Source organism: Streptomyces sp. NPDC005485, from assembly GCF_040606085.1.
Taxonomy (GTDB): Bacteria; Actinomycetota; Actinomycetes; order Streptomycetales; family Streptomycetaceae; genus Streptomyces.
Genome location: NZ_JBEXDZ010000075.1, coordinates 16,139 through 42,105, shown reverse-complemented (window position 1 = coordinate 42,105; position 25,967 = coordinate 16,139). Strand labels below are relative to the sequence as shown.

Annotated in this window: 20 protein-coding genes; 7 read left to right on the top strand and 13 right to left on the bottom strand. The window is 70.5% G+C overall.

Features of this window, described 5'->3' with window-relative positions; all coding sequences use genetic code 11:
- From ABZS97_RS24330 to tkt, 6 genes are all read right to left on the bottom strand, one after another.
- Positions 1-341, bottom strand: a 341-nt coding sequence (locus ABZS97_RS24330) for an NAD(P)-binding domain-containing protein (protein ID WP_356140442.1), incomplete at its 3' end; no start/stop codon positions are given.
- Between the two features lie 5 nt (positions 342-346).
- Positions 347-1,996: a glucose-6-phosphate isomerase gene (gene pgi / locus ABZS97_RS24325; protein WP_356140441.1), complete on the bottom strand. Its 1,650-nt coding sequence runs from the start codon at positions 1,994-1,996 to the stop codon at positions 347-349.
- The gene (opcA, locus tag ABZS97_RS24320) at positions 1,989-2,924 is read right to left on the bottom strand and encodes a glucose-6-phosphate dehydrogenase assembly protein OpcA (RefSeq protein ID WP_356140440.1); all 936 of its coding nucleotides are present in this window, start codon (positions 2,922-2,924) and stop codon (positions 1,989-1,991) included. The genes pgi and opcA overlap by 8 nt, the downstream gene beginning before the upstream one ends.
- Positions 2,921-4,450 carry a glucose-6-phosphate dehydrogenase gene (zwf, locus tag ABZS97_RS24315; protein WP_356140444.1) on the bottom strand — a complete coding sequence of 510 codons (1,530 nt, stop codon included), beginning with the start codon at positions 4,448-4,450 and terminating at the stop codon, positions 2,921-2,923. Before zwf ends, opcA begins: the two co-directional genes overlap by 4 nt.
- A gap of 149 nt (positions 4,451-4,599) precedes the next feature.
- Positions 4,600-5,736 carry a transaldolase gene (tal, locus tag ABZS97_RS24310; RefSeq protein WP_356140439.1) on the bottom strand — a complete coding sequence of 379 codons (1,137 nt, stop codon included), beginning with the start codon at positions 5,734-5,736 and terminating at the stop codon, positions 4,600-4,602.
- A gap of 19 nt (positions 5,737-5,755) precedes the next feature.
- Positions 5,756-7,861, bottom strand: coding sequence for a transketolase (gene tkt / locus ABZS97_RS24305; protein ID WP_356140438.1), 2,106 nt, complete (start codon positions 7,859-7,861; stop codon positions 5,756-5,758).
- 145 nt (positions 7,862-8,006) lie between these two features.
- Between tkt and ABZS97_RS24300 the strand changes: the two genes are divergently transcribed.
- Entirely contained in the window at positions 8,007-8,906 is a 900-nt protein-coding gene (locus ABZS97_RS24300; protein ID WP_356140437.1) for an AraC family transcriptional regulator, read from the top strand.
- Between the two features lie 98 nt (positions 8,907-9,004).
- Here the strand turns inward: ABZS97_RS24300 and ABZS97_RS24295 are convergent, their stop codons facing one another.
- Positions 9,005-10,402 (bottom strand): glycoside hydrolase family 16 protein, encoded by a 1,398-nt coding sequence (locus tag ABZS97_RS24295; RefSeq protein ID WP_356140436.1) that lies wholly within the window; start codon positions 10,400-10,402, stop codon positions 9,005-9,007.
- 605 nt (positions 10,403-11,007) lie between these two features.
- On the opposite strand from ABZS97_RS24295, the gene ABZS97_RS24290 reads away from it, so the two are divergent.
- Positions 11,008-13,599: an ABC transporter substrate-binding protein gene (locus ABZS97_RS24290; protein ID WP_356140435.1), complete on the top strand. Its 2,592-nt coding sequence runs from the start codon at positions 11,008-11,010 to the stop codon at positions 13,597-13,599.
- A 156-nt stretch (positions 13,600-13,755) separates the two neighbouring features.
- Here the strand turns inward: ABZS97_RS24290 and ABZS97_RS24285 are convergent, their stop codons facing one another.
- Entirely contained in the window at positions 13,756-15,003 is a 1,248-nt protein-coding gene (locus ABZS97_RS24285; RefSeq protein WP_356140434.1) for an Ig-like domain-containing protein, read from the bottom strand.
- A gap of 210 nt (positions 15,004-15,213) precedes the next feature.
- On the opposite strand from ABZS97_RS24285, the gene ABZS97_RS24280 reads away from it, so the two are divergent.
- The gene (locus tag ABZS97_RS24280; RefSeq protein ID WP_356140433.1) at positions 15,214-16,272 is read left to right on the top strand and encodes a hypothetical protein; all 1,059 of its coding nucleotides are present in this window, start codon (positions 15,214-15,216) and stop codon (positions 16,270-16,272) included.
- On the opposite strand, the gene ABZS97_RS24275 is transcribed toward ABZS97_RS24280, so the two are convergent.
- The 5 genes from ABZS97_RS24275 to ABZS97_RS24255 all read right to left on the bottom strand — a co-directional run bounded on the left by ABZS97_RS24275 (position 16,257) and on the right by ABZS97_RS24255 (position 21,889).
- Positions 16,257-18,368, bottom strand: a complete 2,112-nt coding sequence (locus ABZS97_RS24275; RefSeq protein ID WP_356140432.1) for an MMPL family transporter — start codon at positions 18,366-18,368, stop codon at positions 16,257-16,259. The genes ABZS97_RS24280 and ABZS97_RS24275 overlap by 16 nt on opposite strands.
- Positions 18,369-18,716: 348 nt before the next feature.
- On the bottom strand, positions 18,717-19,385 hold the full coding sequence (locus ABZS97_RS24270; RefSeq protein ID WP_356140431.1) for a response regulator transcription factor: 669 nt from the start codon (positions 19,383-19,385) through the stop codon (positions 18,717-18,719).
- Positions 19,382-20,584 carry a sensor histidine kinase gene (locus tag ABZS97_RS24265; protein WP_356140430.1) on the bottom strand — a complete coding sequence of 401 codons (1,203 nt, stop codon included), beginning with the start codon at positions 20,582-20,584 and terminating at the stop codon, positions 19,382-19,384. Before ABZS97_RS24265 ends, ABZS97_RS24270 begins: the two co-directional genes overlap by 4 nt.
- 107 nt (positions 20,585-20,691) lie before the next feature.
- On the bottom strand, positions 20,692-21,447 hold the full coding sequence (locus tag ABZS97_RS24260; RefSeq protein ID WP_356140429.1) for an IclR family transcriptional regulator: 756 nt from the start codon (positions 21,445-21,447) through the stop codon (positions 20,692-20,694).
- Positions 21,448-21,460: 13 nt separating this feature from the next.
- Positions 21,461-21,889: a MarR family transcriptional regulator gene (locus ABZS97_RS24255; protein ID WP_356140428.1), complete on the bottom strand. Its 429-nt coding sequence runs from the start codon at positions 21,887-21,889 to the stop codon at positions 21,461-21,463.
- 248 nt (positions 21,890-22,137) lie between these two features.
- On the opposite strand from ABZS97_RS24255, the gene ABZS97_RS24250 reads away from it, so the two are divergent.
- Genes ABZS97_RS24250 through ABZS97_RS24235 form a run of 4 tightly spaced genes read left to right on the top strand, consistent with a single transcriptional unit; the run spans position 22,138 to position 25,936 of the window.
- Positions 22,138-23,055 (top strand): SDR family oxidoreductase, encoded by a 918-nt coding sequence (locus ABZS97_RS24250; RefSeq protein ID WP_356140427.1) that lies wholly within the window; start codon positions 22,138-22,140, stop codon positions 23,053-23,055.
- Entirely contained in the window at positions 23,055-23,930 is an 876-nt protein-coding gene (locus tag ABZS97_RS24245) for an amidohydrolase family protein (RefSeq protein ID WP_356140426.1), read from the top strand. The genes ABZS97_RS24250 and ABZS97_RS24245 overlap by 1 nt, the downstream gene beginning before the upstream one ends.
- A 27-nt stretch (positions 23,931-23,957) precedes the next feature.
- Positions 23,958-25,466: an o-succinylbenzoate--CoA ligase gene (gene menE, locus ABZS97_RS24240; protein ID WP_356140425.1), complete on the top strand. Its 1,509-nt coding sequence runs from the start codon at positions 23,958-23,960 to the stop codon at positions 25,464-25,466.
- A gap of 14 nt (positions 25,467-25,480) precedes the next feature.
- The gene (locus ABZS97_RS24235) at positions 25,481-25,936 is read left to right on the top strand and encodes a MaoC family dehydratase (protein WP_356140424.1); all 456 of its coding nucleotides are present in this window, start codon (positions 25,481-25,483) and stop codon (positions 25,934-25,936) included.
- The last annotated feature ends 31 nt before the right edge of the window (positions 25,937-25,967 follow it).

Below are 25,967 nucleotides of genomic sequence, written 5' to 3'. Positions count from 1 at the left end.
CCGCCCGAGACACCCGCGTCCACGAAGCCGATGCCCTTGGCCGCCAGCTCCTCGGCGTGCTTCTCGTCATCCGTCCAGCGCGAGTTCCCGCCGTCCACGACCGTGTCGCCCGCTTCGAGGAGCTCACCGAGCTCGTCGATGACGGACTGGGTGGGACCGCCCGCGGGGACCATCACCCAGACCACGCGGGGGCCTTCGAGCCGGCCGACGAGTTCGGTCAGGCTGCTGACGTCCGCGAGGTCGGGGTTGCGGTCGTATCCGATGACGGTGTGGCCCGCGCGGCGGATCCGCTCGCGCATGTTGCCGCCCATCTTGCCGAGGCCGATGAGTCCGAGCTGCATGTCAGTCACTTCTTTCGCATGGTGCGGTAAGCGGCCACGAGGGCGGCGGTGGAGGGGTCGAGGCCGGGCACGTCGGCGCCCTCGGTGAGCGCGGGCTCCACGCGCTTGGCGAGGACCTTGCCCAGTTCGACGCCCCACTGGTCGAACGAGTCGATGTTCCAGATCGCGCCCTGGACGAACACCTTGTGCTCGTACAGCGCGATCAGCTGGCCGAGGACCGAGGGGGTCAACTCGCTTGCCAGGACGGTGGTGGTGGGGTGGTTGCCGCGGAAGGTGCGGTGCGCCACCTGCTCCTCGGGCACCCCCTCCGCCCGGACCTCGTCACTGGTCTTGCCGAAGGCGAGCGCCTGCCCCTGTGCGAACAGGTTGGCCATCAACAGGTCGTGCTGGGCGGCGAGTTCGGGCTCCAGCTCGGCGACCGGGTTCACGAAGCCGATCAGGTCGGCCGGGATGACCTTCGTGCCCTGGTGGAGCAACTGGTAGTAGGCGTGCTGCCCGTTGGTGCCGGGCGTGCCCCACACGACCGGACCGGTACCCCACTCCACGGGGTGGCCGTCCCGGTCCACCGACTTGCCGTTGGACTCCATGTCCAGCTGCTGAAGATAGGCGGTGAACTTGGAGAGGTAGTGCGAGTACGGCAGCACGGCGTGCGACTGGGCGTCGAAGAAGTTGCCGTACCAGATCCCCAACAGGCCCAGCAGCAAAGGTGCGTTGGCCTCGGCGGGCGCCGTCCTGAAGTGCTCGTCGACGAGCCGGAACCCGTCGAGCATCTCGCGGAAGCGGTCCGGGCCGATCGCGATCATCAGGGAGAGGCCGATGGCGGAGTCGAAGGAGTAGCGGCCGCCGACCCAGTCCCAGAACTCGAACATGTTGTCCGTGTCGATGCCGAAGTCCGCGACCTTGCCGGCATTGGTCGACAGCGCCACGAAGTGCCGGGCGACCGCCTTCTCCTCGCCGCCGAGCCCGGCCAGCAGCCAGGACCGCGCCGAGGTGGCGTTGGTGATCGTCTCGATCGTCGTGAAGGTCTTCGAGGCGACGATGAAGAGCGTCTCGGCCGGGTCGAGGTCGCGGACGGCCTCGTGCAGATCGGCGCCGTCCACGTTCGACACGAAGCGGACGGTCAGCGAGCGGTCCGAGAAGGCCCGCAGCGTCTCGTACGCCATCGCGGGGCCGAGGTCGGAGCCGCCGATGCCGATGTTGACGACATTGCGGATCCGCCGGCCAGTGTGCCCGGTCCACTCGCCCGAGCGCACGCGCCCGGCGAAGTCGGCCATCCTGTCGAGCACGGCGTGCACGCCGGGCACGACGTTCTCGCCGTCCACCTCGACGACCGCGCCGGGCGCGGCGCGCAGCGCGCTGTGCAGCACGGCCCGGTCCTCGGTGACGTTGATCCGCTCACCGCGGAACATCGCGTCCCGCAGGCCGAACACATCGGTGGCGGCGGCCAGTTCCTGGAGCAGGGCGAGGGTCTCGTCCGTGATCAGGTGCTTGGAGTAGTCGATCCGCAGGTCGCCGACGCGCACGACGTAGCGCTCGGCGCGCTCCGGGTCGGCGGCGAACAGCTCACGCAGCTGCGGGTGGAGCAGCTCACCTGCGCGGTGGTCCTCCAGCGCCGTCCACTGCGGACGGTGCGTGAGCTTGGGTGAGTCAGACATGAGAGGCGTTCTCCTTGGTGCCGTCCCCGCGCAGGGCTACGGCGTACATCTCGTCCGCGTCGAGGCGGCGCAGCTCCTCGGCGATCAGTTCGGAGGTGCTGCGCACCTTCAGCGCCAGGGTGCGCGAGGGCTGTCCGGGCAGCGACAGGGTGGCGAGCGGGCCCTCGGGGCGGTCGATCACGATCTCGCCGCTCTTCGTGCCGAGCCGCACCGCGGTCACGACCGGTCCGGCGGTCACGATCCGCTCGACCGGGACCCCCAGCCGGGCGCCCAGCCAGCGGGCGAGCAGCTCGGCGCTCGGGTTCTCGGCCTCGCTCTCGACGGCGGCCGAGATCACCTTGGCGCGGGCCTGGTCGAGCGCGGCGGCCAGCATGGAGCGCCACGGCGTCAGCCGGGTCCACGCGAGGTCGGTGTCGCCGGGCGTGTACGCCTGGGCCCGAGCGTCCAGTGCCTCCAGCGGGCGCTCCACGGCGTACATGTCGGTGATCCGGCGCTGCGCGAGCGCGCCCAGCGGGTCCTTCGCGGGGATCTCGGGCGCGTCCACCGGCCACCAGACGACCACGGGGGCGTCGGGCAGCAGCAGCGGCAGGACCACCGAGTCGGCGTGGTCGGACACCTCGCCGTACGTCCGCAGGACGACCGTCTCGCCGGTGCCCGCGTCCGAACCGACCCGCACCTCCGCGTCCAGGCGGGAGTGGGTGCGGTCGCGCGGGGTGCGGGCGACACGCTTGATGACGACCAGGGTGCGTGAGGGGTGCTCCCGGGAGGCCTCCTCGGACGCCTTGATGGCGTCGTACGCGTTCTCCTCGTCGGTGACGATGACCATCGTCAGGACCATGCCCACGGCGGGGGTGCCGATAGCACGGCGTCCCTGCACGAGCGCCTTGTTGATCTTGCTTGCCGTGGTGTCGGTCAGGTCGATCTTCATGGCCTGCGCCAGCTCCGTCCGTCTCGTGCGAGCATCTCGTCGGCTTCCTTCGGACCCCAGCTGCCCGAGGGGTACTGCGCCGGCTTGCCGTGGGCGTCCCAGTACCCCTCGATCGGGTCGAGGATCTTCCAGGACTCTTCCACCTCCTGGTGACGGGGGAAGAGGTTGGCGTCGCCGAGCAGGACATCCAGGATCAGCCGTTCGTACGCCTCCGGGCTGGACTCGGTGAACGACTCGCCGTACGCGAAGTCCATCGTGACGTCCCGGATCTCCATCGACGTACCCGGCACCTTCGATCCGAAGCGCACCGTCATGCCCTCGTCCGGCTGGACACGGATGACGATCGCGTTGGCGCCGAGCTCCTCGGTGGCCGTCGAGTCGAACGGGGAGTGGGGGGCGCGCTGGAAGACCACCGCGATCTCCGTCACCCGCCGGCCCAGGCGCTTGCCGGTGCGCAGGTAGAAGGGGACGCCCGCCCAGCGGCGGTTGTCGACCTCCAGCTTCACGGCCGCGTAGGTGTCGGTCGTCGACCCGGGGTCGATGCCGTCCTCCTGCAGATAGCCGCGCACCTTCTCGCCGCCCTGCCAACTCGCCGCGTACTGCCCGCGCACGGTGTGCTCGCCCAGCTTCTCGGGCAGCTTGACGGCCCTGAGGACCTTCAGCTTCTCGGTGAGCAGCGACTCGGCGTCGAAGGCGGCCGGCTCCTCCATGGCGGTCAGGGCCATCAGCTGGAGCAGGTGGTTCTGGATGACGTCACGGGCCGAGCCGATGCCGTCGTAGTAGCCGGCGCGGCCGCCGATGCCGATGTCCTCGGCCATGGTGATCTGCACGTGGTCGACGTAGGACCGGTTCCAGATCGGCTCGTACATCTGGTTGGCGAAGCGCAGCGCCAGGATGTTCTGGACCGTCTCCTTGCCGAGGTAGTGGTCGATGCGGAACACCTGGTCCGGGTCGAACACGTCGTGCACGATCGCGTTCAGCTCGCGCGCGCTCTTCAGGTCGCGGCCGAACGGCTTCTCGATGACCGCACGCCGCCAGGAGCCCTCCGGCGCGTCCGCGAGCCCGTGCTTCTTGAGCTGCTGGACGACCTTCGGGAAGAACTTCGGCGGAACGGAGAGGTAGAAGGCGTAGTTGCCGCTGGTGCCCCGGGAGGCGTCCAACTCATCGACAGAGGCGCGCAGTTGCTTGAACGCGGTGTCGTCGTCGAAGTCGCCCGGGATGAACCGCATGCCCTCGGCGAGCTGCTGCCAGACCTCCTCGCGGAACTCGGTGCGGGAGTGCTCGCGCACCGAGTCGTGCACGACCTGCGCGAAGTCCTGGTCCGCCCACTCGCGGCGGGCGAAGCCGAGGAGCGAGAAGCCCGGCGGGAGCAGGCCGCGGTTGGCGAGGTCGTAGACGGCCGGCATCAGCTTCTTGCGGGACAGGTCGCCGGTGACACCGAAGATGACGAGACCGGAGGGGCCCGCGATGCGGGGGAGCCGGCGGTCGCGGGGGTCGCGCAGCGGGTTGGACCAGTCGGCGTCCAGCGCCGCGGCGAGCGCGGCCGTGACGTCCGCGGCGGTCGCAGCTGCGGCGTCCGCGGTCACCTCGCCCGGTTCCACGGCCGGGTCACCCAGTCCTTGCGGCGCGGCGGCCGCATCCTGCGCGGCGTTGCCGGAAGGCGTCTCACGCTCGGTCATTCCCCCTCGACTCCCTTGCTGCTCAGGGAGGTTGCCACGGCGTCGAGCAGGTCGCCCCAGGCGGCCTCGAACTTCGCGACGCCCTCGTCCTCCAGCTGCTGCACGACCTCGTCGTAGGAGATCCCGAGCCGCTCGACGGCCGCCAGGTCGGCGCGGGCCTGGGCGTAGCCGCCGCTCACCGCGTCGCCGTGGATGTCACCGTGGTCGGCGGTGGCCAGCAGGGTGGCCTCCGGCATGGTGTTGACGGTGCCGGGCGCGACCAGCTCGTCGACGTACAGCGTGTCCTTGTACGACGGGTCCTTGACGCCCGTCGAGGCCCACAGCGGGCGCTGCTTGTTGGCGCGGGCCCCGCCGAGCGCGGTCCAGCGCCCGCCCCCGAAGACGTCCTCGTACGCCTCGTAGGCGAGCCGCGCGTTGGCGAGCGCCGCCGTGCCCTTGAGTGCGAGCGCCTCGTCCGTGCCCACCTTCGCGAGCCGCTTGTCGATCTCGCTGTCGACGCGGGAGACGAAGAAGGAGGCGACGGAGTGGATGGAGGCGAGGTCGATGCCGGCAGCCTGCGCCTTCTCCAGGCCCGCCAGGTAGGCGTCCATGACCTCGCGGTAGCGCTCCAGCGAGAAGATCAGCGTGACGTTGACGCTGATGCCGAGGCCGATGACCTCGGTGATCGCCGGCAGACCGGCCTTCGTCGCGGGGATCTTGATCATCACGTTCGGGCGGTCGACCAGCCAGGACAGCTGCTTGGCCTCGGCCACGGTCGCGGCCGTCTCGTGCGCCAGGCGCGGGTCGACCTCGATGGAGACCCGGCCGTCGCGGCCGCCCGTGGCGTCGTACACCGGGCGCAGGATGTCGGCGGCGGCGCGGACGTCGGCCGTGGTCATCATCCGTACGGCCTCGTCGACCGTCACGCCGCGTACGGCGAGGTCGGCGAGCTGCTCCTCGTAGCCCTCTCCCGAGCCGATGGCGGCCTGGAAGATGGACGGGTTCGTGGTGACGCCCACGACGTGCTGCTTCCCGATCAGCTCGGCAAGGTTGCCGGACTCGATGCGCTTGCGCGACAGATCGTCCAGCCAGATGGAAACGCCCTCGTCGGAAAGGGACTTGAGGGTGTCGGTGGTGCTGGTCACGGTGATCATCTTCTTTCTGGCGTACGGATCAACCACGCGCGGCGGTGACGCCCGTAGTTGAATTAAGTACAGCCCGCGCGGCGGAGGCGACGTTCTCGGCGGTGAAACCGAACTCGGCGAACAGGGTCTCGGCGTCGGCGGAGGCACCGAAGTGCTCCAGGGAGACGATGCGTCCCGCGTCACCCACGTACCGGTACCAAGTCAGACCGATGCCGGCCTCGACCGCCACGCGAGCCTTCACGGACGGCGGAAGGACGCTCGCGCGGTACTCGGCGGACTGCTCCTCGAACCACTCCACGGACGGCATCGACACGACCCGCGTGCCGACCCCCTCGGCCTCCAGCTGCTCGCGGGCCGCGACGGCGAGCTGCACCTCGGAGCCGGTGGCGATGAGGACGACGTCGGGCGTCTCGGTGGAGGAGTCCTGAAGGACGTATCCGCCGCGTGCCGCATCGGCGTTGGCGGGGTAGGTCGGCACGCCCTGCCGGGTCAGCGCCAGGCCGTGCGGGGCCGGGTTGACGGCGTGCCGCTTGAGGATCTCGGCCCAGGCGATCGCCGTCTCGTTGGCGTCGGCGGGGCGGACGATGTTCAGGCCGGGGATGGCGCGCAGCGAGGCGAGGTGCTCGACCGGCTGGTGGGTGGGGCCGTCCTCGCCCAGACCGATGGAGTCGTGCGTCCACACGTACGTCACCGGGAGCTGCATGAGGGCGGAGAGGCGTACGGCGTTGCGCATGTAGTCGGAGAACACCAGGAAGGTGCCGCCGTAGATGCGGGTGTTGCCGTGCAGCGCGATGCCGTTCATCTCCGCGGCCATCGAGTGCTCACGGATACCGAAGTGGACGGTGCGGCCGTAGGGGTCGGCCTCCGGCAGCGGGTTGCCTTTCGGCAGGAAGGACGACGTCTTGTCGATGGTGGTGTTGTTCGAGCCCGCGAGGTCGGCCGATCCGCCCCACAGCTCGGGGAGCACGCCGCCGAGCGCCTGTAGGACCTTGCCGGACGCGGCGCGGGTCGCGACGGACGTACCCGCCTCGAAGACGGGAAGCGACTGCTCCCAGCCCTCGGGGAGCTGGCCGGCCACGATCCGGTCGAAGAGCTTGGCGCGCTCGGGGTCGGCGGTGCGCCACTCGCCGATCCGCTTGTCCCAGGCGGCGTGCGCCTCGGCGCCGCGGTCGAGGGCCTCGCGGGCGTGCGCCAGCACCTCGGGGTCGACCTGGAAGGTCCGCTCGGGGTCGAAGCCGAGCAGGCGCTTGGTGGCCGCGATCTCCTCGGCGCCGAGCGCGGAGCCGTGCGAGGCCTCGGTGTTCTGGGCGTTCGGGGCGGGCCAGGCGATGATCGTGCGCATCGCGATGATCGAGGGGCGACCGGTCTCGGCCTGCGCCGCCTTGAGTGCCGTGTGCAGCGCGTGGACGTCGATGTCGCCGCCGAGCTCGGGCTCGATCCGCTGTACGTGCCAGCCGTACGCCTCGTAGCGCTTGAGCACGTCCTCGGAGAACGCGGTCGCGGTGTCGCCCTCGATGGAGATGTGGTTGTCGTCGTAGACGAAGACGAGGTTGCCCAGCTTCTGGTGGCCCGCGAGGGAGGACGCCTCGGCGGAGATGCCCTCCTCCAGGTCGCCGTCGGAGACGATCGCCCAGATGGTGTGGTCGAAGGGGGATTCGCCCTCGGGGGCCTCGGGGTCGAAGAGGCCGCGCTCGTAGCGGGCGGCCATCGCCATGCCCACCGCGTTGGCGACGCCCTGACCCAGCGGGCCGGTGGTGGTCTCGACGCCCGCCGTGTGGCCGTACTCGGGGTGACCGGGCGTCTTGGAACCGTGCGTGCGGAACGCCTTCAGGTCGTCCAGCTCCAGCTCGTAGCCGGAGAGGAAGAGCTGGGTGTACAGGGTCAGCGAGGTGTGGCCGGGGGAGAGGACGAAGCGGTCGCGGCCGGTCCACTCCGGGTCGGCGGGGTCGTGACGCATCACCTTCTGAAAGATCGTGTACGCCGCCGGAGCCAGGCTCATCGCCGTGCCCGGGTGGCCGTTGCCGACCTTCTGTACGGCATCGGCCGCCAGGATGCGGGCGGTGTCCACGGCACGCCGATCGAGGTCGGTCCACTCGAAACCGTCAGGGAAACTGTCGGGCGTCTGCGTGCTCATCTTCAAGAAGTCCTCACGAGAAGCGGAATCACTGGGGAACGCCTTCAAAAGTAAAAGTCAGACTTTTGCCGGGGAAGGTCTCCCTGTGTCAGCCTTTGGTGAAAGTGGGACAACGACTGCGGGGCCGAGCCGGTGCGAGAGGGACATGGCAGACAGAAACACCCAAGACGCCCACGATGACGGCGACGGGATCAGGACCTTCCCCTTCCCCGCCGATCTGAGCGTCTCCGGCGTGGGGATGCAGGTCGGCCCGATGGGCACCGGCCGCGTCTGGCACGCGGACGCGCCCCTGGAGCGCGTGCACCGCATCGACTTCCACGTGGTCATGCTCTTCAGCGACGGCCCCGTCCGGCACATGGTCGACTTCGCCGAGTACGAGGCCCTGGCGGGCGACCTCCTGTGGATCCGCCCCGGCCAGGTGCACCGCTTCTCCCGCACGGACCGCTACCGCGGCACCGTCCTGACCATGCAGCCCGGCTTCCTGCCCCGCGCGACCGTCGAGGCGACCGGCCTCTACCGCTACGACCAGCCACCGCTGCTGCGCCCCGACGCGGACCGGCTCGCCGCCCTGCGGCACTCCCTCGACCAGCTCGAACGCGAGTACGTCGACACGACCACGCTGCCGCTCAGCCTGCACACCTCGGTGCTGCGGCACTCGCTCACCGCGTTCCTGCTGCGCCTCGCCCACCTCGCGGCCAGCTCCGCCGAGGCGGCGCGCGAGCGGACCGACACCACGTTCACCCTGTTCCGGGACGCGGTCGAGAAGGGCTTCGTCACCAACCACAGCGTCAGCGCGTACGCCGACGCCCTCGGCTACTCCCGCCGCACCCTGGTCCGCGCGGTCCGGGCGGCCACCGGCGAGACCCCCAAGGGCTTCATCGACAAGCGGGTCGTCCTGGAGGCCAAGCGGCTGCTCGCCCACACGGACATGCCGATCGGCCGGATCGGGGTCGCCGTGGGCTTCCCGGACGCGGCCAACTTCTCCAAGTACTTCCACCAGCACACCGGAACGACGCCGGTGGCCTTCCGCGCGGAACTGCGGTAGCGGCCCGCCGCTGCTCGGGCGGGCCGCTACCGCGGGTCCTTCCTCGGTGACCGGACCTCGGTGACCGAGGCTCGATGACCGACAATCAGTGACCGGACTCAGTGACCGAAGTCGAACCAGTTCACGTTCACGAAGTCCGCCGGCTGGCCGCTGGTGAAGGTCAGATACACGTCGTGCGTCCCGGTGACACTGCTGATGTTCGCGGGGACCGTCCTCCAGGACTGCCAGCCGCCGGTGCTGCCCACCGCGAAACTGCCGACCGGTGTGCTGGTACGGCTGTCGAGGCGTACCTCCACCAGACCGCTGACCCCGCCGGCCGCACCGCTCGCGACCCGGCCGTAGAACTGCTTGGCCGCCGTGGAACCGAAGTTGACGCCCTTGTAGAGCGCCCAGTCGCCGTTGGCCAGCGAGCCGATGTTCTGCCCGCCGCCGCTGTCCGAGGTGCTCTCGGTGCTGGTGCCCGAGTGGCTGTCGTACGACTCGGCCTGGATGGCGCTGTAGGCGTCGCGGTTGCCGGTCGGCGGAGGCGTGGTACCGCTCCCACTGGACTGCAGCACCTGTACGTAGTCGACGACCAGCGGGTGTCCCGGCTCGGTGCCGCTGTCGGGGCCGCCGCCGAACGCGTCGGGGAAGCCGCCGCCCATTGCCACGTTCAGGATGACGAAGTAGCCGTGGTTCGTGGCGTTCGCCCAGGTCGTGGCGTCGACCTGATTCGCCTTCACCGTATGGAAGTTGACGCCGTCGAGGTAGAAGCGGACCTCCTCGGGGCTCGTCGAGCGGTCCCACTCCATCGCGTAGGTGTGGAAGCCGGCCTGACATGTCGTGCCCGCGCAGGACGTCGAATTGCCGATGCCGGAGGTCTCGTTGCAGGGGCCGCCCGGGTTGGTGCCGCAGTGGACGGTCGACCAGTCGGTGTTGAGGCCCTGGACGTTCTCCATGATGTCCAGCTCGCCGACGCTCGGCCAGTTCTGGTAGTTGCCGCGGTAGGGCGCGCCCAGCATCCAGAACGCGGGCCAGTAGCCCTTCGCGGCGGCGCCGGTCACGTTCGGCATCTGCAGTCGGGACTCGACGCGCAGTTTGCCGCCGGCCGGTGGCTGGAAATCGGTCCGGTTGGTCTCGATGCGGCCCGACGTCCAGTGGCCGGAGGAGTCGCGCAGCGGGGTGATCCTGAGGTTTCCGTTGCCGTCGAGCGAGACGTTGTTCGTGCTGGAGGTCATCGTCTCGACCTCGCCGGTGCCCCAGTTGGCGGCGCCGCCGGGATAGCTGGTGCCCGTGTCGTACTGCCAGTTGGCGGTGTTGACGCCGGAGCCGGCGGCCCCGTTGAAGTCGTCGACGAAGACCTGGGACCAGCCGGACGGGGGTGTGGGCGCGGACGCGTTCGCGGGGAGGGTGGCCGCCGTCGCCGCGGCCGCGGCCAGGCTCAGGGTGCCGACGACGGCGACGAGTACGCGCCGCAGGGGGCCACGTCTGGCTGGTGATCCGGAGGGTTCACTCATGGGTGCCTCTTCGGGTACGGAGTGGGGGTGCGCGGGTGGTTTTGAGAGCGCTCTCATCGCAGCTGCGCGGTCAATGTGCTCTCTGTCACTCCAGCCGTCAAGAGGTAAAGCCGAGAAAGTCGTTTCGCTGTAGTGGAGTTCAGGTGGTGAAGGTGGGGCGGTCTCGGCTGGGAATGCTGCTTCGGTGACGCTTGGTCCTGGTTTGCGTCGCTTTCCATGAAGATGTTCTTTGCGGCGGTGCCTGCTCCCCGGGTGAAGTTCCGGGATCGGGCAGGTCGGATCACCGGCCTCTCCTTTCTCCCGATCGGCCGATCGCATTCAGTCGGCGATCACATTCGATCAGGGAGGAGAAAAAACCAATTAACGGTCACGGAACTGCTCATCCGGGCCCGTAAGGTGTCCCGCCTCCACGTCATTCGGAGGACCTGATGTCACCTTCTCCTTCTTCTCCTTCCGGAGAAAACACGGGCTTTGTCCTGCCCAAGTCATTTCACGATGTGCTGAGAGCGACCGACAAAGTCATCGTCGACCGACACGCGGGAATTGCATTTCCGCGGCGCTCGCGAAAGGCGCGCATTCCCGCCCTGGTGTTGGTCCGGGAGGCCGTGGACGACGCCTCGGCGCCGGAGGCCGATCCCGGCCTCGCGGACCTGCTCACCTTCTACCGTCAGCGGCTGCTGAGGTCGGCGACCGGAGAGTCGGGGCACATTCCCAGTCTTGTGCCGCACGCGATCGTGGACGAGGCGCGGCTGCCCGCCCCGCCCGAGGAATGCGCGGTCACCGGCAATGAGCATGTCATGCTGCTCCGTCATGTGGCACGGCAGTTCCGTTCGACCATGCCGGACGGTGCCGGAAAACTGCGGCGCACCGAGTTCGACATCTGCCTCTCGGTCCTGCAGGCCGAGCTGCCCGCGGAGGACGCGGACGAGGAACAGCGAGCCATTCGGGACGTCCTGTACGGAAAGTACGCGTGGAATCTGGGGTGGGGAAACGGGGCCGACGCTGTCGGTGACGTGCTCGCGCCCAAGGGATGGGCGGCCGTCCTCAAGGCCGCGGGGGCACCCGTGGCGTGGCTGTGGAGGCGGTGGTACGGGTTCCGCATCAACCGCGGAGGCCGGATGCAGTGGGTGGGACGGCTGCTGGGGGAGCCCGGGCGGAGCTTCCTCAACGCGGCGGTGGTGCTGCGGGAACGGTCCCGCGACCGGGTGGCCGACGGAGCGGCCACCGTGCCGCGGGACGAGGCGGTGGTGCGCCAGGTCCTGCTGACCGCCCTGCTGCACGATCTGGCCGAGGCGTCCCGGCCGGCCCTGCTGAGCCCGAGACGGCCCCGGCGGTCCTGGCCCTTCGTCCTGCTCCTGCCCTCCCTGGGCGGCGAGGGCTCCCTCAGCCGCAAGCTCCTCGACACCTTCGTCGCGGTCGGGCGAGAGGTGCCCGCCTGCCCCGTGCTGGTGCTGGCGGCCGCGACCACGGACATCCCCTCCTACGCCGTCGAGGTTCCCCAGCAGGGCTCGCGCGGCCCGGCACAGGGCGTCGGCGCCGTGCTCGCGGCGGCAGCGGCGGGACGGCAGATCGAGGGCGCCTACCTCGTTCCGGTCTCCCGGCATGCCGACGACGGCGCCGCGGCCGACTGGGTGGCGGTGCACCGCAAGGTCCGCTCCCGGCCCAACCGTTGGCGGGACTGGGCGCGGCCGGTGGTCGCCGCCCTGGTGGCGACGGTGGTCGCCTCCACCGTCGCCTTCGTGACGACACGGCCGACCACTCCCGACTCGTGCACGCACGTGGCGACCGGCGAGGTGGTGGGCCTTACCGACGGCACGGACGGCTGCGAGCTCGGACAGGGCCTGTACGCCTCGGAACTGAAGCCCCTGGAGGACGTGCTGCGGCGGCAGAACCAGGAGGTGGACCGCCATGAGCCGTATCGCACCCTCGTGTTCTTCGCTCCGCTCAGCGTGGGCTCCCAGTCCCGGCGCGCCTCGCCGACCGGCATCCAGATGCTGCGCGGCGCACTGCTCGCACAGCAGCAGGTCAACTCGCTGCGGCTGAAGTCCCAGGTGCCGGTCAGGCTGCTGATCGCGAACGCGGGGGAGTACTTCACCTACGGCTCGCACCAGGGGCTCAACCACACCAACCCCGGCTCCGTGGATGTCGCCGGAATGATCGTCTCGCGGGCCCGGCGCGACAACATCTCCGCGGTCATCGGTCTCACCCAGAGCCGCCCGGAATCGTTGCAGGCGGCCATCGAACTGGGTGACGCCGGCATCCCCGTACTCGGCACCGGTGTCTCCGGACAGCCCATGGTCGAGGGTGACTCCCCGGTGTCCTACTTCCAGATCTCGCCGCCGGACGCCTACGTCGCCCGTGGCATGGCGACCTTCGCCAGGTACTCCCCGCGGCTGCGCGCGGTGACCAAGCCGTCCGCCGGTCGGGCGGGGCCGCCGGCCATCGTCGTCTTCGACCCGGACGACCGGTACTTCAGCGCCGACCTGGCTCATCGCTTCGAGGAGGCCTACCGCGGGATGGGGGACACCCACGAGGTTCCGTACACCGAGTCCACCCGCGGGGACCAGTCCCCCGAGGTCGCCGCGAAGGTCTGCACACTGGTCCGCGAGACCGACGGCTTCGTTCTCTTCGCGAGCCGTTCCGGCGTCATGCACGACCTGTTCCACTATCTCCAGGGCGACCGGGGATGCCGTACCCACAAGGGACGTGTGGCGGTGCTCGCCGAGAGTCCCGCCCCGGACCTCATCCTGAACCGTCACCTCATGGCGCAGAAATACAGTGCGCTGACGCTGTTCTACAACCAGTTCAGCAGCCCCGACCCGTCGGGGACCTTCGCCAAAAGCCTCAAAAAGGCGTTCGACAAGAACCCGGACGCGGACGCGGCGGCCGGCTACGACGCCGTCAACATCCTCTTCGGCGCCATGGACGACATCTACGACACGGACCCGGAATTCACCCCCAGCGCGGTCATCACCTACCTGCAGAAGTACGGGGTCCGGGATTACGTCGGCGAATCAGGGATCATCAACCTGGGGCACGGCCTGAAATTCCCGCCGGGCAAGGAGTTCCACGTGCGGGAGATCACGCCGGAGAGTGTCATCAGGACGGACTTGACGTGCGGAGCGGTCTCCGTCCGCATGGCTCCCGTCACCCATTGGGGGCCCGGCGGGCGGTTCCCCTGCCCCTCCGACGACTGAGCCCTGTCCCGTGAATGAGCGCCGAGTGGCACGGTGAGCGCAGTGCCGAAGCAGCGTGGGCCCGGTCCCGGCGGGACGGGCTCAGGCTGCGGCATCCTCCTGCGGCCCGGACACGAGGCCGGAACGTGCGGGCAGCATCGGAAGGCAACTGCAGGGCTACAGGGCGCTGCCCGCCTTCCAGTCCGCCCAGGACAGGTTCCAGCCGTTGAGGCCGTTGGCCGGGTCCACGGTCCGCTCGCCCGAGTTCTTCACGACGACCACGTCACCGAGCATCGAGCTCTTGTAGAACTTGTAGCCCGCAACCGAGCTGTCGTCGGCGCCCTTGGCGTCGTGCAGGCCCACGCAGCCGTGGCTGGCGTTGGTGTGGCCGAAGACCGAGGTCGACGCCCAGTAGTTGCCGTGCACGAAGGTGCCGGAGGTGGTCAGGCGCTGCGCGTGCGGGACGTCCTTGATGTCGTACTCGTCGCCCAGACCGACCGTCGAGGACTCCATACGGGTCTGCTTGAACCGCTCGCTGATCACCATGATCCCGGACCAGGTGGTGTGGTCGGAATCGCCGCCGGTGACGGGGTAGGTCGCGTACGTGGCGCCGTCCCGCTGCACCTCCATCGTCTTCGCCGCCAGGTCGACCGTGCTGATCTGCGAGCGGCCGATGTGGAACGTGACGTCCTTGGACTGCGTGCCGTACACGCCGTCCGCGCCCTCGACGTCCTTGAGGCGCAGGCTCAGCGTGACCTTCGTGCCCGCGGCCCAGTACTCCTCGGGCCGGAAGTCCAGCCGGGTGTCGCTGAACCAGTGGCCGACGACCTCGACCGCGGGCTCGGCCGTCACTGTGATCGCCTTCTGTACGGCGACCCGGTCCTTGACGGCCTCGGTGAAGTTGATCGACACCGGCATGCCCACGCCGGAGGTGGAGCCCGCCTCAGGGGTGAAGTAGCCGACGAAGGTCTCCCCGGGCGACTTGGTGGTGAAGGTCGTGCTCTCCTCGTCGGCCCCCTGTGCCTGCGCCGTGACCGTGTACTTCGTGCCCGAGTACGGGTTCCGGGTGGAAGTCCACCTCGTCCGCGCCTCGTTGAGGGAACCGGCGAGGGTGGATCCGTCGTTGCCGGTGACTTTGACGGCCGACAGCGTGCCGTCGGCCACGGTGACCTCGACCGGGCTGGTGAAGGCGGCCTTCTTCGTGCCGTCGGCGGGAGAGACGGTGAGCGTGGGCGCCTTCGTCTGCGCGGCCTTCGTACCGGCCGATTTGCCCGTACCCGTGGTCGTGCCCTTCCCCTCGGAGGCGTCCGCCGAAGCGCTGCAACCGGTCAGGGCGGCCGCCGGCAGGACGCCGAGCGCGGCGAGGATCCCGCGCCGCGACCACGCCGGCCGCTCGGACCGGTTCGATATCTGAGGGACGCCCACGGCACGCCTTTCTTCGGTGATCACCACTGTTGGTGCATCGTGCGCCACTTGTCTGGGTCGACCCTTTGAATCCGGGGGCCGCTGTCTGAGATTCCGGTGAGGACGGGGTGCGAGAGGCGGGCTCGGGCGTCTGTCTCGTACGGGGCCCTGTTCGATCACGTGTCGGACACGGGTCCCGTCGCGCGGGCGGCGGTGGGGGAGCCTGCGGACATGGCGATGCGCGGGGGATGCGTGCTGCAGGGCTGTCTGGTCGTGCTGGGCGGTGCCCTGGCTCTGGTGCTGGGCGGGATGGTGTGGCTCGGCACGGCCTCGGGGCGCGACGAGGGCAAGGCGCGCGACAGCATGAAGCGGTCCGTGGACGCGGCGAGGATCCGGCTGGCGCAGGCGGCCGCGGACGGAACACTCCTCGGCACCGAGATCGACCGGGCCGTCTCGCCCCTGAACAGGTCGAACGCGCAGGTCCGCCGGGCGGGACAACAGGTCACGGTGACCCAGCAGTTCAGGGGGCTCGGGCCGGGGTTCATGGCCGCCACCGAGGTCAGCGGCTGCTACCGCTTCGACATCGAGCCGCCGTCCGTCACGGCCCATGAGATCTCCGAGAAGGTCTGCCGAGACCGGCCGATTCTCCCCTACCGGCCCACCGCGGACGTCGCCGCCGACGTCGTCACGGAGCTGCGCTCGGCCCTGTCCGCCGGCGATCTCATGGCTGCGCAGAACGCCGAGGTCTGGCGGACCTACGGCATCAACGTCGCGGGCCAGGAGACCAAGGGCGAGCAACTGGTCGTACTGGCAATGCTGTTGAGGAAGCCCGGCGCCCCGCTGGAGCGGGACTGCTACGAGTTCCGTGTGCGGGAGCATCCACGCAGCGTCAGCGCCAGGAAGCTGAAGCCGGACGGCTGCTCCCGCATCGAGCGGGAGCGGGAGGCGCGGGACAAGGCGGACCGGCGTGCCGAACTGGACGCGAGCGCCCGGAAGATCGAGGGGCGGATCGAGCGCGCAGCCGATGACGGCACCCTCTCGGACACCGAGTTGAAGCGGGCCCTCGCGCTGCCGCGCACCGACTCGATGGGCCTCCCGGCGCCGCGCGATCCGGTCGCCGCAGCGGTCACCACCCGACGCTCGGCCTCCGAGGTCGTCGTCCTCGCCAAGGTCAGCGCCCTCGACGAGACCCACTGGAACGACGGCTGCTACGAGTTCCGGGCCCACCTGGCGACACAGTCCGTCACCCACCGGGCGACGGGGACGGACTGCCTCTATCCGGCTCGGTGACCGGCCGGCCGCCGGGGCGCGGCGGGTGCCTCCTCGCGCAGCCCGAACCGTTCGTGCACCCGCCGCAGGGGTCCCGGCGCCCACCAGGCCCACCTCCCCAGCAGGGTCATCGTCGCGGGCACCAGGAGCATTCGTACGACGGTGGCGTCGATCAGCACCGCCAGGGTCAGACCCAGGCCGATCTGGAGGATCGCGGAGAAACCGCCGGTCATGAAGGCGCCGAAGACGACGGCGAGGAGCAGCGCGGCGCAGGTCACCACGCGTCCGGAGCGGCGCAGGCCGGTCACCACGGCCTCGCGGTCGTCACCGGTGCGCAGCCGGTGCTCGCGCATCCGGCCGATGATGAACAGTTCGTAGTCCATGGCGAGTCCGAAGGCGATCGCGATGACGAGAGGCGGCGAGGTCAGGCTCAGCGCGCCCTGTCCCTCGGTGCCCAGCGCCCCGGCGAGGTGCCCGTCCTGGAAGACCCACACCACGGCGCCGAGCGCGGCGCCCAGGCTGAGCAGCGTCGTCACCAGGGTGCGCAGCGGGATCAGCAGCGAACCGGTGAACGCGAACAGCAGCACGAGGACGCCGATCAGGACCGTGAGGGCCGCCCATGGGACGCGGTCGGCGAGCATCGCCCGGAAGTCGACCAGCCGGGCCGCCGGGCCGGTGACCTGGACGGGTTCGCTGCCGCGCAGGTCGCGGACCCGCTGGACGAGATCGGTCGCCGCCTTGCCGTCGACGCTGCCGGACGGCTGGAGGTCGACCTTGGTGCCGCCGTCCGCCAGCGGAGTGGTGCCGGTGGCCTGCGGCAGGGCGAGGATGCGGGCGGCGACCTCCGTGTCGGCGCCCGGCTTCAGGACGACGGTCACCGGTGAGACCCCGGTGCCGGGCGGGAAGTGGGCGTTGACGGTGTCGTACAACTGCCGCGCCTCCGTGCCGGTCTGCAACTGCTTCGCGTCCCCGAGGATGATCCTCATGCCGGTGGCCGGCAGGGCGAGGACCAGCAGGGCGGGCACGACCGCGGCCACGACGAGGAGCGGGCGGCGCGCCGAGAAGCGGGCGAGGCGGGCGAACACGCGGCCCTCCTCGCGGCCCGGCCGAGGGCGCGACGGGGCGATCTTCGCGCCGAACCGGGCGAGGAGCGCGGGCAGCAGGGTGAGGGCGGCCAGCATGTCGATGACGACCACCGCGGCCACCGCCAGGCCCATGCTGCGCAGGAACGTGCTCGGGAACACCAGCAGGCCGGCGAGGCTGACCGCGACGGTGAGCCCGGAGAACATCACCGTCCGCCCGGCCCCGGCGAGCGTGCGCTGCACGGCCTCGACCACATCGTCGGTCTCCCGGCGTTCCTCGCGGAAGCGGACCAGGATCAGCAGCGCGTAGTCGATCGCGAGGCCGAGCCCGAGCATGGTGGTGACCTGGATCGCGTACACGGAGATGTCCGTGACGTGGCTGAAGCCCAACAGTGCGAGGAAAGCGCCCGCGATGCCGCTGACCGCGATCACCAGGGGCAGCCCCGCGGAGCGCAGTCCGCCGAAGACGACGAGCAGCAGTGCGAGCACGACGGGCAGGGAGATGAACTCGGCCTTCTTCACGTCCTCCTGGGCCCGTTCGCCGATCTGCTTGCCGAGCAACGGGCCGCCGCTGACGTGGACTTCGGGGGCCTCGATCTGCTGCAGGCGCGCGGCTGCCGCGTCCACGGCCCGCTCCTCCTGATCGTCGGAGAGGCCGCCCGCGAGGGTCACGGGGATGATCAGGGCTCGGCCGTCCTCAGCGGTGAGCCCGCGGGTGGTGAACGGGTCGGGCACGGCCGCGACTCCAGCGATGCCCCGAACGTAGGCGACGGCCCGGGTGACCTGGGAGTGCAGAGCCGGATCGGAGACCGCGGTGCCCTCGACGACGCCGGTGATCGACTCGCCGGTCCGGTCGACGCCGTCGAGGTACTGCGCGGCCCGCTCCGACTCGGTGCCGGGGATGTTCGGCACCTCGTCGGAGAGGCGGCCGAAGACGCCGGTGCCCAGGCCGAAGCCGAGCAGGATGAAGAGCGTCCAGAGACTGATGACGGTGAGCGGGCGACGGGTGGCCGCCCGGGTGATCGTGGCGAGCACGGTCCCTCCCGGCGATGGTCGTGGGTATCGCCTTTAGGTTCGCGGCGCCGGGCTGGTCACCGGATCGCCGGAGGGAGCGGTTTTCCGGGCTCCCTCGCACGAGGGATACGGGCGTCCGGCTCATCCTCCGGAGGGAGGCCGAAGGCGCTCAGGGCCCGTGTCACATCCCCGGCCGGGCGCACGCCGCCTGGCACGCACGCTCGCGGCGTTGCCGAAACGTCCTGGTAGCTCCGCTACGAGGACGCTCCGGCGCCTTGTGATCGCACCCCCCCCACGCTCGCATGCGCTCGCGCGGGGGGACCCCCATGACGACGTGCGCTGATCCTGCCGGGGATGTGACACGGGCTCTCAGGGGGCGCCCGGCGTCACAAGGCCCGTCTCGTACGCGCAGATCACGGCCTGCACCCGGTCCCGCAGACCCAGCTTGCTCAGCACGTTGCTGACATGGGTCTTGACGGTGTGCTCGCTGACGAAGAGTGTGGTCGCGATCTCCGAGTTGGTCAGCCCGCGGGCCAGCATGCGGAGGATCTCCGCCTCTCGCGCGGTGAGGGCGTCCAGGCGCTGCGGCGTGACCCGGGCGGTGGCCTCCTCGCGGCGGCGCCGGACGACGTCCGCGACCAGCCGGCGCGTCACGGCCGGCGCGAGCAGTGAGTCGCCCGCGGCGACGACCCGTACCGCGTGCACCAGGTCGTCACGGCGAACGTCCTTGAGCAGAAAGCCACTTGCCCCCGCGTACAGCGCCTCGTACACGTACTCGTCGAGGTCGAAGGTGGTCAGCATGACGACCCGGCAGCTCGACTGCGCGCACACCTGCCGGGCCGCCTCCAGGCCGTCCGTGCCGGGCATGCGGATGTCGAGCAGCAGCACGTCGGGGGCGTGCCGGTGCACCGCGGCGACGGCCTCGGCGCCGTCACCGGCCTCGGCGACCACCTCGATGTCCTCCTGCGCCTGAAGGATCATGCTGAAGCCGCTGCGGACCAGCTCCTGGTCGTCGGCGACGACCACCCGGATGCTCACCCCAGGGCCGCCTGCCGGTCGGCCGCGGTCGGCAGCCGTACGACGACACGGAAGCCGCCTGCGGGACCCCGTCCGGTGTCGGCGCTGCCCCCGCAGGCCGCGGCCCGCTCCCGGATGCCGATCAGCCCGTGCCCGCCGTCCCGCGACGGTGTGTCGGCCGGGCCCCGCCCGTCGTCCGTCACCGTGAGTGTCAACGCGTCCTCCGCCCAGCTCAGTTCAACGGTCGCGGAGGCAGCGTACGCGTGCTTGACAGTGTTCGTGAGGGCCTCCTGCGCGACCCGGTAGACGGCCACCTCGGTGTCCGGATGCAGCGGGCGAGGCTGCCCGGAAGTCCTCAACTCCGCACGCAGACCGGTGGATTCGCCGACCTGCCGCACCAGGGCGGCGAGCGCGGCGAGGCCCGGCTGCGGCAGCCGGGGCGAACAGTCCTCCCGCCGCTCCTCCTTGAGGACGCCGAGGATTCGCCGCAGCTGAGTCATCGCGTCGCGCCCGGCCCCCGCGATCGCGTCGAACACCGCCTCGGCGCGCGCCGGATCGCTGCGCACGACGACCGGCCCGGCCTCGGCCTGCACCACCATCAGGCTCACCGCATGGGCCAGGATGTCGTGCATGTCCCGGGCGATGCGGGCGCGCTCCTGGGCCAGCGCCCGCGCGGTGTCGGCGGCGCGCTCCCGCTCCAGCCGACGGGCGCGGTCCTCCAGTGCGGCGGTGTAGGCGCGCTGGACCCGGGCGAGCACCCCGAACCCGTACGCGCTGACGATCGTCAGCAGTTGGAAGGCGTACTCGAAGGGCTGGGCGTGCTCCATGACGCTCATGCTCGACGACGCGCCGACCAGCCAGCCGACCAGCATGAGGCGCCGCTGCCAGGGCGGGCAGACCACGGCGACCGTGTAGAGGACGACCAGTCCGCCGTACGCCACGTCTGGCGGCGGCGCGTGATGCACGGCCATGGTGGTCGTGGCCGCCGAGACCGCGCAGGCGCTCAGGAACGGTGCCCGGCGCCGCCACACCAGCGGCACCGCCGTGCCGACGGCGAGCAGGAACCCCTGCCAGGACAACCGGTCGTCCCCCTCGTCGGGGAAGATCCACTGCAGGGACGCGGCGAACAGCACCAGCGTGGCGAGTGCGGTGTCGACGGCGTACGGGTTGGCGGTCCGCAACCGTTCAAGGGCGGGTGTGAACCAGGGCTGGGCGGACATGGGCGGCTCCTCGGGGCAAGGGCCGCTTCAGTATTGCGACCGGTGCACTGTCCCGTCCTCACCGGTGCGAGGGATATCCGGCGCTTGTCGACCGATCCCGGAAAGAGTCAGGCCTCCCTCGCCGGCTGCCAGCCCAGCGCCCGCGATATGCCGCGCGCCGCGAGTCGTACCGCGGGGATCAACGCCGGTACCTGCGCGTCGCGTTCGGGCACCACGACGGAGACCGCCGCGGGCACCGCGCCCCCCGGGCCGTGTACCGGAGCGGCCACCGACAGGGCGTCGTCGGTGATCTGACGGGTACTCACTGCCACGCCCGTGCGGCGTACTTCGGCGAGGACGCGGCGCAGTCGGGCCGGATCGGTGATCGTGTGCGGGGTGAAGGAGGCGAGCGGACGCTCGCAGTAGGCGTCCTGGAGGGCCGGTTCGCCATGAGCGAGGAGGGCGAGGCCCACGCCGGTCGCGTGCAGCGGCCAGCGGGCGCCGACGCGGATGTGCACGCCGACCGCGGAGCGCCCGGAGATCCACTCGATGTAGACGACCTCGCAGCCGTCGCGGACCGCCAACTGCACGTTCTCGTGCGTGGCTTCGTACAGGTCCTCCAGGTACGGCAGCGCGATCTGCCGCAGGGCGAGCGCACGCGGGGCGAGCGCGGCGAGCTCCCACAGGCGCAGGCCCACGTGGTAGACGCCGTCCTCGTCCCGCTCCAGGGCGCCCCAGTCGGTGAGCGCGCCGACCAGCCGGTGGGCGGTGGTGAGGGTGAGCCCGGCGCGGCGGCTGATGTCCGTCAGGCTCAGCGCCGGGTGCCCGTGGTCGAAGGCGGCGAGCACGGCGAGCAGCCGGTCGGGTGCGGAGCGCGGTGTCATGGGCGTGGCGCGGTCATGAGGTGAGCCCGGTCTCGGCGACCAGCTGCAGAAGGGCGTGCAGGGTCTCCCGCTCGGCCGGGTCGAGGGGCGCGAGCAGGTCGTTCGTGACACGCAGCCCGGCCTCATCGGTGCCCTGGAGGAAGGCCCGGCCGGTGTCGGTCAGCACGACGATGCGGCTGCGCCGGTCGTCCGGGGAGGGGCGGCGCTCGGCGAATTCCAGCTTCTCCAGGTCGTCGACCAGGCCGACGATCGCGCTCGGGTCGTAGCCGAGCCGGGTGCTCAGCTCCCGCTGGAGCGCGCCCTCGCAGCCCGCCAGAAGGCGCAGCAGCGCGTAGTGGCGCAGGCGCAGCCCGGACTCCTGGAGGAACGTGTTGAACAGCTGCCCGGAGCGCAGCCCGAGCCGGTACAGCAGGTAGCCGGTGTCGGCGTGCAGTCCGCGCATCCACGGCTCCTGGGCGTCGATGGCGGCGGCCGGTCCTGCGGCATGGTCCGTGGCGTGCTGCTGACCTGCGATGACGGGCTCCCTGGGCCGGGCCCCGGGCGGGGCGGTTCGTAGCTACGGAACCCAGCATGACGTACGGACGAGTCGGCAACAACTATTGACGTCAACAATTATTGTCCTTAGCTTCGATCTCGTGGTCGTACCGAGTGCGACCGGCAGCCGTACCTCCTGCGTGAAGGGATCCCCTCGTGCCCAGCATCGATCTCACCGGCAAGGTCGCCGTCGTCACCGGCAGCGGCCGTGGCCTCGGCCTGGCCTACGCGCACGCCCTGGCCGCCCACGGCGCCTCCGTGGTCGTCAACGACATCGACGAGGCCGTCGCCGAGCAGGCCGTCAAGTCCATCACCGAGGCCGGCGGGCGAGCTGTCGCCGAGGTGGTCGCGGTCGGCACCACCGAGGCCGCGGACCGGCTCGTCTCGCGGGCGGTCGAGGAGTTCGGACGGCTCGACATCCTGGTCACCAACGCGGGCATCCTGCGCGACAAGGTGCTGTGGAAGATGACCGACGAAGACTTCGACGCGGTGATCACCACCCACCTCAAGGGCACCTTCACCTGCGCCCGCGCCGCCGCCGTACGGATGCGCGAGCAGGGCGAGGGCGGCAGCCTGATCCTGGTCGGCTCGCCGGCCGGACAGCGCGGCAACTTCGGCCAGACGAACTACTCCGCCGCGAAGGCAGGCATCGCCGCCATGGCCCGTACGTGGTCGATGGAGCTGGGCCGCGCGGGCATCACCGTCAACGCGATCGTGCCGGTCGCCGCCACCGCGATGACCGAGACCATCCCCGCCTTCGCGCCCTACATCGAGGCCATGAAGGGCGGCGCGCCGCTGCCGGACTTCCTCCGCAAGGGCGAGGGCTTCGGCACCGCCGAGGACTGCGCGGCCCTCGTGCCGTTCCTCGCCTCCGAGGCCGCCCGCGGTGTCACCGGCCAGGCCATCGGCATCGGCGGCGACAAGGTGGCACTCTGGTCGCATCCGCAGGAGATCAAGGCGGCGTACGCGGACGGCGGCTGGACCCCGGACACCCTCGCCGATGTCTGGGCCGGCTCCCTCGGCGCCGAGCCGCAGACCGTCGGGATCCCCGCGCCGAAGCTCCCGGAGGCGTGATGGACCCGAACGAACTCGTCGCGATCGACGTCCACACCCATGCGGAGGTCTCCTCCAAGGGTCACGCCTCGCTCGACGACGACCTGCACGACGCCTCCAGCGCCTACTTCAAGGTCGAGGGCAAGCGGAAGCCCACCCTGGAGGAGACGGCCGCCTACTACCGTGAGCGGAAGATGGCCGCCGTGATCTTCACGGTGGACGCCGAGTCCGCCACCGGCACCGAACCCGTCCCCAACGAGGAGGTCGCCGAGGCGGCCGCCGCCAACCCGGACGTCCTCATCCCGTTCGCGTCCATCGACCCCTTCCGCGGCAAGGCGGGGGTCAAGCAGGCCCGCCGCCTGGTCGAGGAGTACGGGGTGAAGGGCTTCAAGTTCCACCCCAGCATCCAGGGCTTCTTCCCCAACGACCGCTCGGTGGCGTACGACCTGTACGAGGTGATCGAGGAGACCGGCACCATCGCGCTGTTCCACACGGGACAGACCGGGATCGGCGCCGGAGTCCCCGGCGGCGGCGGGATCCGGCTGAAGTACTCCAACCCGCTGCACGTCGACGACGTCGCCGCCGACTTCCCCCACCTCAAGATCATCCTGGCGCACCCGTCCTTCCCCTGGCAGGACGAGGCGCTCGCCGTCGCCACGCACAAGCCGGGCGTGCACATCGACCTGTCCGGCTGGTCGCCCAAGTACTTCCCGCCGCAGCTGATCCAGTACGCGAACACGCTGCTCAAGGACAAGGTGCTGTTCGGCTCCGACTACCCGGTCCTCACCCCGGACCGCTGGCTCGCCGACTTCGCCAAGCTGGCCATCAAGGACGAGGTCCGGCCGAAGATCCTCAAGGAGAACGCGGCCCGGCTGCTCGGGCTGTCGAAACCGTAACTCCCCGACTCGCAGAGGGGCGCAACGATGCGCAACGAGGGACTGGGGTCGTGGCCCGCACGCCGGGCCCGCAAGACCCCCCACCGCACCGCCCTGATCCACGGGGACACCGCGGTCACCTACGCGGAGCTGTACGGGCGCACCACCCGGCTCGCCCACGCCCTGAAGGCCCGCGGCATCCGCCGGGGCGACCGGATCGCCTACCTGGGTCCCAACCACCCCTCGTACCTGGAGACACTGTTCGCGGCGGGCACCCTGGGCGCGGTCTTCGTGCCGCTCAACACCCGGCTCGCCGGGCCCGAGATCGCCTACCAGCTTGCCGACTCGGGAGCCAAAGCCCTCGTCTACGCGCCCGTGTTCGCCGGACTCGTGGCTGGCCTCCCGGGCAGCTCCGATGTGCGTACGTACGTCGAAGTGGGCGCCGAATACGAGGAGTTGACGGCCTCGGCCGCCGACGAGCCGATCGACCAGCCCGTCACCGCCGACGACACCTGCATCATCATGTACACCTCGGGGACGACCGGGCGCCCCAAGGGTGCGATGCTCACGCACGGCAACCTCACCTGGAACGCGATCAACGTCCTCGTCGACACCGATCTGATCGCCGACGAACGCGCCCTGGTATCCGCCCCGTTGTTCCACACGGCCGGGCTGAACATGCTCACCCTGCCCGTGCTGCTCAAGGGCGGCACCTGCGTCCTGGTCGAGGCCTTCGACCCGGCGGCCACCCTCGACCTGATCGAGCGCCACCGGATCACCTTCATGTTCGGGGTGCCGACGATGTTCGACCTCGTGGCCCGGCACCCCCGCTGGGCCGACACGGACCTCTCCTCGCTCAGGATCCTCACCTGCGGCGGCTCGCCCGTGCCGACCCCGCTGATCGCCGCCTACCAGGAGCGCGGGCTCACCTTCCTCCAGGGCTACGGCATGACCGAGGCCGCGCCCGGCACGCTCTTCCTGGACGCCGAGCACGCGATCGGCAAGGCGGGCTCCGCGGGGGTGCCGCACTTCTTCACCGACGTGCGCGTGCTGCGGCCCGACCTCACCCCGGCCGACGTCGGGGAGACCGGCGAGGTCGTCGTGCGCGGACCGAACGTCATGCCCGGGTACTGGGGGCTGCCCGACGAGACGTCCGCCGTCTTCGCCGACGGCTGGTTCCGCAGCGGGGACGCCGCCCGCATCGACGAGGACGGCTACGTCTTCATCGTCGACCGCATCAAGGACATGATCATCTCGGGCGGGGAGAACATCTATCCCGCCGAGATCGAGGACCTGCTCCTGGCCCACCCCGACATCGTCGAGTGCGCCGTCATCGGCGTGCGCGACGACAAGTGGGGCGAGGTGCCGCGCGCGGTCGTCGTCGCCCGCGAGGGAGTAGCCCTCGACCCCGACGAGGTACTCGCGTCGCTGGCCGGACGCCTCGCCAAGTACAAGATCCCGAAGTCGGTGGTGGTCGCGGACGAGCTGCCGCGCACCGCCTCCGGCAAGCTCCTCAAGTCCCGGGTCCGCACCCGGTACGGCACCACCAACTCTTAGCTAAGGAACGGCACATGGGCATCACCGTCAACGGACTCGACGAGCTGAAGAAGCTCGCCGGCAGCGACCTCGGCACCAGTGAGTGGATCGAGATCACCCAGGAGCGCATCAACACCTTCGCCGACGCCACCGGCGACCACCAGTGGATCCACGTCGACCCGGAGAAGGCCGCACAGGGCCCCTTCGGCGCACCCATCGCGCACGGCTATCTGACCCTCTCCCTCTTCATCCCGCTCTTCACCGAGCTGCTCGACGTCGAGGGCGTGTCCACGAAGGTCAACTACGGCCTGAACAAGGTGCGCTTCCCCTCCCCGGTGAAGGTCGGCTCACGCATCCGGCTGGTCGCGAAGCTCGCCTCCGTCGAGGACGTGCCGGGCGGGGTGCAGATCGCCGTCGACGGCGCGATAGAGATCGACGGCGGCGCGAAGCCCGCCGCCGTCCTGCAGAGCCTGTCGCGCTTCTACGCCTGAACGGCTGCCTCCGCCGGCCCGCGTACACGGC

Bases quoted from the DNA above. Each gene is read 5' to 3' on its own strand.
- ABZS97_RS24300 (WP_356140437.1), top strand. From the start codon at position 8,007: ATGGCAGACAGAAACACCCAAGACGCCCACGATGACGGCGACGGGATC.
- tal (WP_356140439.1), bottom strand. From the start codon at position 5,736: ATGATCACCGTGACCAGCACCACCGACACCCTCAAGTCCCTTTCCGAC.
- ABZS97_RS24265 (WP_356140430.1), bottom strand. From the start codon at position 20,584: ATGTCCGCCCAGCCCTGGTTCACACCCGCCCTTGAACGGTTGCGGACC.
- ABZS97_RS24260 (WP_356140429.1), bottom strand. From the start codon at position 21,447: ATGACACCGCGCTCCGCACCCGACCGGCTGCTCGCCGTGCTCGCCGCC.
- ABZS97_RS24235 (WP_356140424.1), top strand. From the start codon at position 25,481: ATGGGCATCACCGTCAACGGACTCGACGAGCTGAAGAAGCTCGCCGGC.
- ABZS97_RS24245 (WP_356140426.1), top strand. From the start codon at position 23,055: ATGGACCCGAACGAACTCGTCGCGATCGACGTCCACACCCATGCGGAG.
- ABZS97_RS24280 (WP_356140433.1), top strand. From the start codon at position 15,214: ATGGCGATGCGCGGGGGATGCGTGCTGCAGGGCTGTCTGGTCGTGCTG.
- ABZS97_RS24255 (WP_356140428.1), bottom strand. From the start codon at position 21,889: ATGCGCGGACTGCACGCCGACACCGGCTACCTGCTGTACCGGCTCGGG.
- opcA (WP_356140440.1), bottom strand. From the start codon at position 2,924: ATGAAGATCGACCTGACCGACACCACGGCAAGCAAGATCAACAAGGCG.
- menE (WP_356140425.1), top strand. From the start codon at position 23,958: ATGCGCAACGAGGGACTGGGGTCGTGGCCCGCACGCCGGGCCCGCAAG.
- tkt (WP_356140438.1), bottom strand. From the start codon at position 7,861: ATGAGCACGCAGACGCCCGACAGTTTCCCTGACGGTTTCGAGTGGACC.
- ABZS97_RS24295 (WP_356140436.1), bottom strand. From the start codon at position 10,402: ATGAGTGAACCCTCCGGATCACCAGCCAGACGTGGCCCCCTGCGGCGC.
- pgi (WP_356140441.1), bottom strand. From the start codon at position 1,996: ATGTCTGACTCACCCAAGCTCACGCACCGTCCGCAGTGGACGGCGCTG.